The following is a 9,174-nucleotide window of genomic DNA, read 5'->3' on the forward strand; positions in this document are numbered from 1 at the left end:
TTTTATAACTAAACTGTCATTTGATTTTGACGGCCCTGATATTGTCAATACTGCGTTCTCACATCACCACCGTTGTAACTGTCAGCGAATGATGCACATGGACGCATTTCTGAAAAGCGCCTTCTTCCGGTACTCACATACAGGTACCCTAAAGCAATCGGATGGAAATCCGATTGCGTGAGTGGTCTATTAAATCAGGGGGTTACTGTTTGCGCGTCGCGAGAGTGTTGTCAAAATGAGTATCGTCGGCGGTGTGCCGGATGCTCCCGGTAAACCGCATCTTTACCGGGAACAAAACACCAGCCGGCGATAACTCCGGAAGATGAGGACAGGATAAATAGTACATCAGGTACAGGCGTATCAGCTAATGCCTTCAATAAAGCAATAAACGGCCCTGGGCCCTTCTGGCCCCGCAACAGTTCAAATTTCATATACGTGGATTAGATATTGTAAAAATAGGGCTGAGTATTCGTATTAATGGTCCTCTAATGTTTCAATCAAAGGGTCGATTTGTTACAAAAACCTGATTTCCGTTACCAGTTCCTGCCAAACTCTTTCTTATTGTTATTAATTTAATCCGGCGCCTTGTTTATTAAAAGTGGTGAGCGCATGGAAGCCGTTTTAATCGGGATGGATCATTGCCTTTACAATATTTGCATCAGCAATTAAAATAGGGCTGCACGCCAGGCAAATACATTCATGAGAAGAAGATAGAAAAGGCCCAGCGAATGCTGATAATCCAGGACATAAGCATTAAAGATCTGGCTTACAGTCTTGGATTTGGGAACAATGCTTATTTCACCCGTTCCTTCAAAAAACAAACAGGGGAAAATCCCGGGAATTATAAAAGGAGGATCCGGCTCCTTGCAGGTAGCGATAGCCAAAAATGACATCACTGCTAATGTTCAGAGAGATACTTATCTTTCCCTATGGTGCGGCTACCGTGCCTTATACAAAGGCAAAGCACAGCAGTTCCCTGCTGTGCTTTGTTAACTTAACTGCAGATGTTGTATTGGCGCTGGTTTGAACATAATTTATTTCACGGTTTGCATGTTCCTTGCACCAGCATTCACTAAAAGATAGAACTATTGATAAGGTTCTCCAGCCACTCCTGCTTTCCACTGATCTGTACAGGTGCTCCTCCTGCGAAAGCCAGGTGGCGGAGGTCTTCGAGTGAAAGTTTCCCTTCCTCAAATTCTCGGCCTTTGCCTGTATCAAATGAGGCATAGCGGCCATGGCGAAATTTTTTATACTGCGTTTGCGTCAATATTTTTTCTGCAATCACGGCAGCCCTCGCAAAGTTATCTATGCCTCCGATATGCGCATGAAACAGATCTTCCGGATCTGTGGAGTTACGCCTGGTTTTGGCGTCAAAATTCACGCCGCCGCCGGAAAACCCTCCGGCTTCCAGGATGATGAGCATACTTTCGATGAGCTCATTCAGGTTTGTCGGAAACTGGTCCGTATCCCAGCCATTCTGCGCATCTCCACGATTGGCATCGATGCTGCCCAACATACCGGCATCAGTGGCCACCTGCAGTTCATGCTGGAACGTATGCCCTGCCAGTGTAGCGTGGTTTACCTCAATATTCAGTTTAAAGTCCTTTTCCAACCCGTACCGGTGCAGAAAACCGATTACGGTAGCGCTGTCAAAATCATATTGGTGCTTGGTAGGCTCGCAGGGCTTGGGTTCGATAAAGAATGTTCCTTTGAAACCCTGCTTCCGCGCGTAATCACGGGCCATAGACAGGAAACGCGCCAGATGTTCCTGTTCCCGTTTCATGTCTGTATTCAGCAGTGTCATGTATCCTTCGCGGCCTCCCCAGAAAACATAATTCTCACCATCCAATGCCAGCGTAGCATCCAATGCATTTTTCACCTGTGTGCCTGCGTAAGTCACTACAGTAAAATCAGGATTGGTGGCGGCGCCGTTCATATACCTCGGATGGCTGAATACGTTGGCAGTACCCCAGAGCAACTTTACACCACTGGCTGACTGCTTCTGGCGGGCATAGTCCACTATCAGCTGCATACGTTTTTCATACGTGGCAAGGTCAGCTCCTTCATCAATCAGATCCACATCGTGGAAGCAGTAGTAGGGTAACCCCAATTTAGTGATGAACTCAAACGCTGCATCCATCTTGTTTTTAGCGCTTTGTTCAGCATCTGTGGATTCGAGCCAGGGAAAGTTTTTGGTGCCAGGTCCGAAGGGATCGCCGCCAGTGCCGCAGAAGCTGTGCCAGTAACTGACTGCAAAACGGAAAAGTTCCTTCATCGATTTTCCCGCGATGATCCGGTTTTCATCATACCACTTATAAGCGAGGGGATTATCAGACTGTGGTCCTTCATAGCTGATCTTTCCTATACCTTTAAAATATTCGTGATTTCCAAGTGTAATGCTCATAAAAATTGGAATTTTAAAATGATATATTGTTTATGCGATGTATTATAGTTTCGAACGTAACTCAGTAAGCCATTTGCCGTAGATATCACGGTACTGCATCTGCAGGGCCGCTTCCGGTTCAACAACCATTATACGTTCCATTCCCAGAAATGCTTCTTCCATATTCACATAGCCAGCCCCTATAGCTGCTCCACGCGCTGCGCCCTGCGCACCATCTGTATTATACAGTTCAATAACGGTGTTGGCTGTATTGGCAAGTACTTCACGGAATAGCGGACTGAGAAACATATTGGCATTACCTGCTCTCACCCGGTGAATTTTAAGGTCCATGGCAGACATGATGTCTAAACCATAGTTAAGACCAAAAACGATTCCTTCCTGCACTGCCCGCAACAATTGTGGCCGGCCATGCCGGTTGAAATCCAGGTTTCTGACAGAAGCGCCAATATGCCTGCTACCCAGTATCCTTTCCGCACCATTACCAAAAGGATATACCAATAACCCATCTGCACCGGGGGCGCAGGTTGCAGCTTCGCCGTTCATAGCAGTGTAATCAATATTACCCAGCATATTTTTCAACCAGCTGTTAGCTATCCCCGTACCGTTGAGGCACATCAATACACCATTACGGAGATGTTGTTCATCGTTGCTGACATGTACAAAGGTGTTAACCCGGCTTTGGGGGTCAGACACATGCTTGTCATGCACAGCATACACTACGCCCGAAGTACCTGCAGTAGTTGCGGCCTCCCCTGGTTTCAGCACATTGAGCGACAAAGCATTATTGGGTTGATCGCCTGCGCGGTATGTAACCGGTATGCCTGCTGGCAGTTGTAGTGCTTCAGCAGCGGCCGCAGTAAGCGTTCCCTGTACACCGAAAGTAGATGTTACCGCTGGTACCAGGCACTCATCTATATTATAATAGTCCAATAGTTTCCTGCTGATCGTATTAGTTTTGAAGTCCCATAAGACTCCTTCTGAAAGACCGGAAACAGTCGTACATACTTCGCCCGTAAGTTTCATCGCAATGAAATCTCCGGGTAGCATGATCTGATCAATGCGCTCATAGATATGTGGTTCATTTTCGTATATCCATCGCAATTTAGAAGCTGTAAAATTGCCGGGAGAGTTCAGCAGATGATCGAGACAATATTGCTTTCCCAATGCGTTGAAAGCCTTACTACCGATATTTACGGCACGGCTGTCGCACCAGATAATAGCCGGGCGCAGCACTTGCTGTTGTTTATCTACACATACCAGCCCATGCATCTGGTAGGCAATGCCAATACCACCAATAGCGGAAGAATCAATCCTGATTTGTTGCCTTAGTAAACCTGTAGCGGTGATTACCTCCTGCCACCAGCTTTCCGGCTCCTGCTCTGCCCATCCTTTATATGGTACCTGTATAGGCATCTCCCGGGAAGGACTTATGGCAGAAGCGATACATCTTCCACTTTCTGCATCAAGTAATGCAACTTTTATGGAAGAGGAACCAATATCATAACCAATAAAATACATATCTGTTAATTTGAATTTAATTAAGATAAAGTGCTATACAGCCTGCTATCAGTGATCAGTCGCTGTTAATCAACATCAATAAAGACCTGCGCTTATCCGATAAAAATCATGACTCAATAAAGATACATGGCGGCATTCCTCAGGGCTACTCCTATTATCTAAGAAACATAAACTATTATACACCCCGACAATAAAATCCAGTCAACCGTACGGCTGTGCCGGATCTTTTTCTGCTTTCCGGCAAACATACCTTACTAAGAATTTATATCTTAGCAATTACAGATTTTAAGTAATGCCGGGTCAGGAACCATATGAATCATTTTTTTCTAAATCGTCAGCACCGGCAGTAATACATTATAATATTTGTACTCATGAATATCGTGAAACCGCTAATAGAGAAACTTCCGTTGTCAGAGAATTCTTCATTCGTAGCCAGAACCTATCGTACACCCAACTTTGAGGTCCCCTGGCATCAGCACAATGAATATGAACTGATTTTGATTCTGGAAGGACGAGGGACTGCTTTTGTCGGGGATTATATCGGAGATTTCGTACCGGGAGATATCTTCTTTCTTGGACCCAATTTGCCCCATACCTTTCAGAAGTCAGGAGATATAGTTACGAGTGCAGTAGTTATCCAATTCCTCGACGGCTTTTGGGGAAGTGATCTGATTAATTTACCGGAAGGGGTATATATGAAGAAGCTCTTACAGGCTGCAACACAGGGCTTAAAGATACCCGACAGCTATAGGGAAGAAATGGTCAGTATCATCCGGGAGTTGGAAAATCAACAGCGCTTTACACGTATTATCAGCCTCTTTCAATGTCTGAATATGATGGCTGAATCAGGAGATCATATCACATTATCATCCCAGGCGCCAGACATTAACTACTGTATGAAGCAGGAAGCAATCGATGTGATACTTCAATATACCAACAGGAATTTCCAAAATAAAATCAGTCTGCGGGAAGTATCAATGGTGGTCAACATGAGCATAGCTGCATTCTGTAAATATTTTCGCAGAAGTACAAAAAAAACCTACATCGATTATCTGAACGAAATCAGAATAGGTTATGCCTGCAAGCTTCTGAAAGACACCAACAAAAACGTGATTGAAATATGTTTCGAAAGCGGCTTCAACACACTCGCAAATTTTAATAAGCAATTCCTGAAATATAAGTCTATCACCCCCTCCACATTCAGAAAAATGGTAACCCATCAATCAATTCAGTGTGTAGTGGATTATGATTATAGAATATTATCTGACAGATAGAGACTATTTCAGAATTATGTATTTTCTCCAAAAATCAGCATATCGGTCTACTTAATAAATAACCTGCATTCCATTGTTGGTTTGCAGATTATTTATTATTAAACGTAGATGTGCTTATTTCAGTGAGAAGGTTAATGTGCCGTAACCAAGTTGATCATAACCACCGCTGTTGGGCCCGTAATTTCCACCGCCACCCTCTGGCCGCACTTTTTGAGCGAACCGCATACAATTTGGGGCAGCCATTCCTTTGCGGTTTACATAATGATTATAGACAAGTTCCCAAACTGGGCGGGTATTTCCCCTGCTGCTGCTGCTGATAACATTCTGCACAACGCCAACACAATTGCTATAGGGCTTAAAGGAAACGGAGTCGCCCAGGTTATACGCAGCCACATATTCCGCTCCTTTCAAAAACCGGTTATTATCATAACCATACATATCATCGCCCTGATTCCAGGCCATTTCACAAAATGTACCCATCAGGCCAATGCCCAGCGTAGTATGTCCTTGATCCCGGCCGCTCTCCTGCCATTGTCCCAGACCATCTGGGTGTATAAAATAAACAGCATTGGCAATTGCGCCATTCCCTGCTCCAAATTTAAAATAGTTGATAGCCTCATTATAGATATCCCGGTCGTCGCACAATACCCCTATAGCCAGGATGGAATTCATAACGCAAAGATCCCAGTTTGCATAGAAATGACTCATGCACCTTTCCTTTCTTGACAGAAAAGCATGATTCATAGGGTAAAAAACCTTCATCATCATTTCCTTAAATCTGGCTAAATCGGCTGGCGCCCAACCAGTGTAAGTTCTCATTATCTCCGCTGCGTTGGCAAACTGATAGCCATAGATCCCCGCTGCCAGGTTAGCATCGTTGTTTCCTCCGATTGCTTTTAATCTGGCAGACCATGCATTCATAATTTGTATGGACTTTTCGGCATAATCTTTTTCCCCGGAAATCTTCCATCTTAATGCCGTAGCATAAGCCGCAGCGATATCGTTATACAACTGGCCATAATTCTCTTGATGGGCGCCATCTCTGCCCCGGTAAACGGTATCCGCCGGATGCGGCTGCCAGGTTAATGCACTGTGCGAATTACCTGTCAGCTGTTTCCAGCCAGATAGCCAGGGTTCCGCTCCAGCCCCCACTTTGCTTTTCATGCGGTCGAAATCCGACTGTTTATGCAACAATCCAGGATGTGTGAAAGCGGTACCGTGATTGTTTAACACCTGTTTTGCCGTGGCAGCACTGACCATTTCTTTTCTACATGACGCCACCACGAAAATAAAAACTACCCCTCCGATAGTGCATACATTCCTTAACTTCATAGGATTGCTTTAATAATTGTTAATATGACAATAATAATATACGGCAAAGTATTAACGCAAGTTGCCTGCCAAAATTTTACGCCATAAACATTTAACATTGAGCGGGTACCATCATAACGAATAGGTGGTATTACCTGGAGCGGAAAATGATAAGATAAAAACGGGAGACGGGAATCTCCACTTCATACTACAAATTATTAATACGCAACTTCAATTGTTTTTCCTACCGTTGATGCCTCATTAATATTATTAATTATATAATGTGCAACATCAGCTCTTGATATTTTTAGCCCGTTGTCCAGGCATCCATTGATAGCGACCCGATACTTTCCGGTTCCAGCTCCGTCAAGGAGCCTGGGAGGTCTGATAATTGTCCAGTTAATAGAACTTCCCTTCAGGATTTTTTCCATCCTCCAAAGATCAGCATACATATTTCTCAGGATAACCTGCAATAAATATTTCGTAGCTAATCTCACAACAAATGAATGGGTAGGATTCACTTCAAGTCCTGAAGCAGAAATGAAAAAGGCGCGGTTTACACCTACCTTTCTCATAGATTCAATCAGGTTTTTATTGCCCTGAGAATATAGTGAGGTTGCCTTTAACGAATTGCTCCCAATAGCAGAAATAACAACATCCGTATTTCGCAATGCTTCATCAAGAGTCCCAGGCAACATCACATCACCTTTCATTATGGTAAGGCTCGGGTGGTTTAATTGCAACTTCTCAGGAGATCTGAGTATCGCCGTCACCTTATACCCGGCATTTAGTGCCTGCAATACTGCCTGATTACCGATTCCGCCATTAGCGCCTAACACTACTATTTTGCAATTCTGCCGATTGTTTTCAGTTAGCATATAAAAAAATTTATTAGTCCCGGTATTTAATTCTGACAATTACTTCGAAAACGTAAATTATAAATCAAATATACAACGTTTTCGAAGTAAAAACGTCGATTACGGACTTTATTTACAACCTTTACTACAAAACCGTATTAAACGACATTATTCACCCGGGAAAAATGGCAACAAAAAGTATTATCGATAACATCAATGCTACATTAATTGAGTGCTGCCAAAAAAAGCCGACCTTTACAAGAGGTTGTTGGCCTAAAGTCTAAAACCCATCCAGCGTTTATTCAAACTTATTATATGAGCATTGAAAAGATAAATATAGTCCGGTTCGCTCCGAAAGGAAATAGCAGCTTCATCGATACATTAACTGATAGGGTGCGGGATTATTTTCAGACTTCAGGTATTTCCCCTTATGCTAATGGTGGTATGTGGCGAAAGACAATAGTAATGATACTCTGTTACTGCATTCCTTATGCATTAATAATCGGGAGTGCCGGATCGGGTAATATTTGGCTCTTTTGGTTATTCTGGTTCCTGATGGGATGCGGTACTGTGGGAATCGGTACTTCCATTATGCATGATGCTAATCATGGAACATATTCTCCCAATAAAAAAGTTAATGCCTTTTTAGGGCATATTCTCGAAGTAATCGGTGGTTACTCTGTTAACTGGAAGATTCAGCATAATTTGTTACATCATACTTACACAAATATAGACGGCCTTGATGAAGACATTAATACTATTGCACTACTACGTCTCTCCCCCAGGCAGCAATGGTATTGGTTTCATCGTTACCAGCACCTGTATGCATGGTTTTTTTATATGTGCATGACCTTGTTTTGGATGACTGCAAAAGATTATCTGCAAGTGGTTCGTTATAAACAACTCAATCTGCTGATTAAACAAAAAGTAACCCTGAGGAAAGCTATTTTTGATATTACATGGTATAAACTGTTTTATTATGCTTACGTACTGGTTTTACCATTGATGCTATCTGGCCAGCCATGGTATTTTGTATTGACAGGGTTTGTAATTATGCATCTTACAGCTGGTTTTATCCTTGCATGCATTTTTCAGCCAGCTCATATTATACCAGATGCTACATTTCCGGAACCGACTGTTAAAGATGGTAAACGCCACATCAAAGATAGCTGGGCTGTTCATGAGCTGGTCAATACCGCAAATTTTGCACCCAATAGCCGGCTGTTATCATGGTTGATTGGAGGTCTTAACTTTCAGATTGAACATCATCTGTTCACAAACATATGCCATATTCATTACAGGAGAATAGCGCCCATTGTAAAGGAAATAGCAGAGGCTTTTGGACTGCCCTATCACGTAAAACCCACTTTCTGGAAGGCATTGACGGACCACGCAAAGATGTTGAAAATACTGGGGAAAAATCAGTTGCACTATCAAAGTTAATTTTTGTATAGTACAATCTGCTACGGCAGTATCGGGCTTATACAACCTCACATCACCGAGCCACTACTAAGCAGGAACATTACCGTCATCGGAGCGGCGACCACCTCCGCCAAACCCACGTTAGGCGGACCTTTACCCACCGGTATCACTTCCTACGCCGGCAAGCACAGTGATAATCCACCTAAAACACTTTCAAGCTGGCTCTTCGTACCGCTCGTTGTTGCGGGATAACTCATAGATAGTAGGTATTAAAATTGTTAACGAATGTCGTAAATGTAATGAGAAAGTAGAAATACTCCCCCCTATAAATAAGCACCCTGAATGCAGCCATTCGTCAGTTGGATTTTTCCTCCGGTGTGTCCATTAT

General features: G+C 43.3%; 8 protein-coding genes and 1 pseudogene. 4 read left to right on the plus strand and 5 right to left on the minus strand.

The genetic code is table 11. From position 1 onward, the window contains the following. Positions 1-230: 230 nt before the first annotated feature. Positions 231-431: a hypothetical protein gene (locus VM802_RS07395; RefSeq protein WP_325529184.1), complete on the minus strand. Its 201-nt coding sequence runs from the start codon at positions 429-431 to the stop codon at positions 231-233. 255 nt (positions 432-686) lie between these two features. Between VM802_RS07395 and VM802_RS32325 the strand changes: the two are divergent. Beyond that, positions 687-890: pseudogene (locus tag VM802_RS32325) on the plus strand (helix-turn-helix domain-containing protein); the annotation flags it as partial. A gap of 182 nt (positions 891-1,072) precedes the next feature. Here the strand turns inward: VM802_RS32325 and xylA are convergent. Both xylA and VM802_RS07405 read right to left on the minus strand, forming a co-directional pair. Continuing rightward, positions 1,073-2,404 carry a xylose isomerase gene (gene xylA, locus VM802_RS07400; RefSeq protein WP_325529185.1) on the minus strand — a complete coding sequence of 444 codons (1,332 nt, stop codon included), beginning with the start codon at positions 2,402-2,404 and terminating at the stop codon, positions 1,073-1,075. A gap of 42 nt (positions 2,405-2,446) precedes the next feature. Then, positions 2,447-3,922, minus strand: coding sequence for a xylulokinase (locus VM802_RS07405; RefSeq protein ID WP_325529186.1), 1,476 nt, complete (start codon positions 3,920-3,922; stop codon positions 2,447-2,449). Positions 3,923-4,293: 371 nt separating this feature from the next. Between VM802_RS07405 and VM802_RS07410 the strand changes: the two genes are divergently transcribed. Further along, a complete protein-coding gene (locus tag VM802_RS07410) occupies positions 4,294-5,196 on the plus strand; it encodes an AraC family transcriptional regulator (RefSeq protein WP_325529187.1) in 903 nt (300 codons plus the stop codon). Between the two features lie 114 nt (positions 5,197-5,310). Here the strand turns inward: VM802_RS07410 and VM802_RS07415 are convergent, their stop codons facing one another. Further along, a complete protein-coding gene (locus VM802_RS07415; RefSeq protein WP_325529188.1) occupies positions 5,311-6,528 on the minus strand; it encodes an alginate lyase family protein in 1,218 nt (405 codons plus the stop codon). A 197-nt stretch (positions 6,529-6,725) separates the two neighbouring features. After that, positions 6,726-7,385, minus strand: coding sequence for an NAD(P)-dependent oxidoreductase (locus tag VM802_RS07420; RefSeq protein ID WP_325529189.1), 660 nt, complete (start codon positions 7,383-7,385; stop codon positions 6,726-6,728). A gap of 294 nt (positions 7,386-7,679) precedes the next feature. On the opposite strand from VM802_RS07420, the gene VM802_RS07425 reads away from it, so the two are divergent. Both VM802_RS07425 and VM802_RS07430 read left to right on the plus strand, forming a co-directional pair. Continuing rightward, positions 7,680-8,807, plus strand: a complete 1,128-nt coding sequence (locus VM802_RS07425; protein WP_325529190.1) for a fatty acid desaturase family protein — start codon at positions 7,680-7,682, stop codon at positions 8,805-8,807. A gap of 3 nt (positions 8,808-8,810) precedes the next feature. Then, positions 8,811-9,038, plus strand: coding sequence for a hypothetical protein (locus tag VM802_RS07430; protein WP_325529191.1), 228 nt, complete (start codon positions 8,811-8,813; stop codon positions 9,036-9,038). The last annotated feature ends 136 nt before the right edge of the window (positions 9,039-9,174 follow it).

It is taken from the genome of Chitinophaga sp., from assembly GCF_035538455.1.
Lineage (GTDB): Bacteria > Bacteroidota > Bacteroidia > Chitinophagales > Chitinophagaceae > Chitinophaga.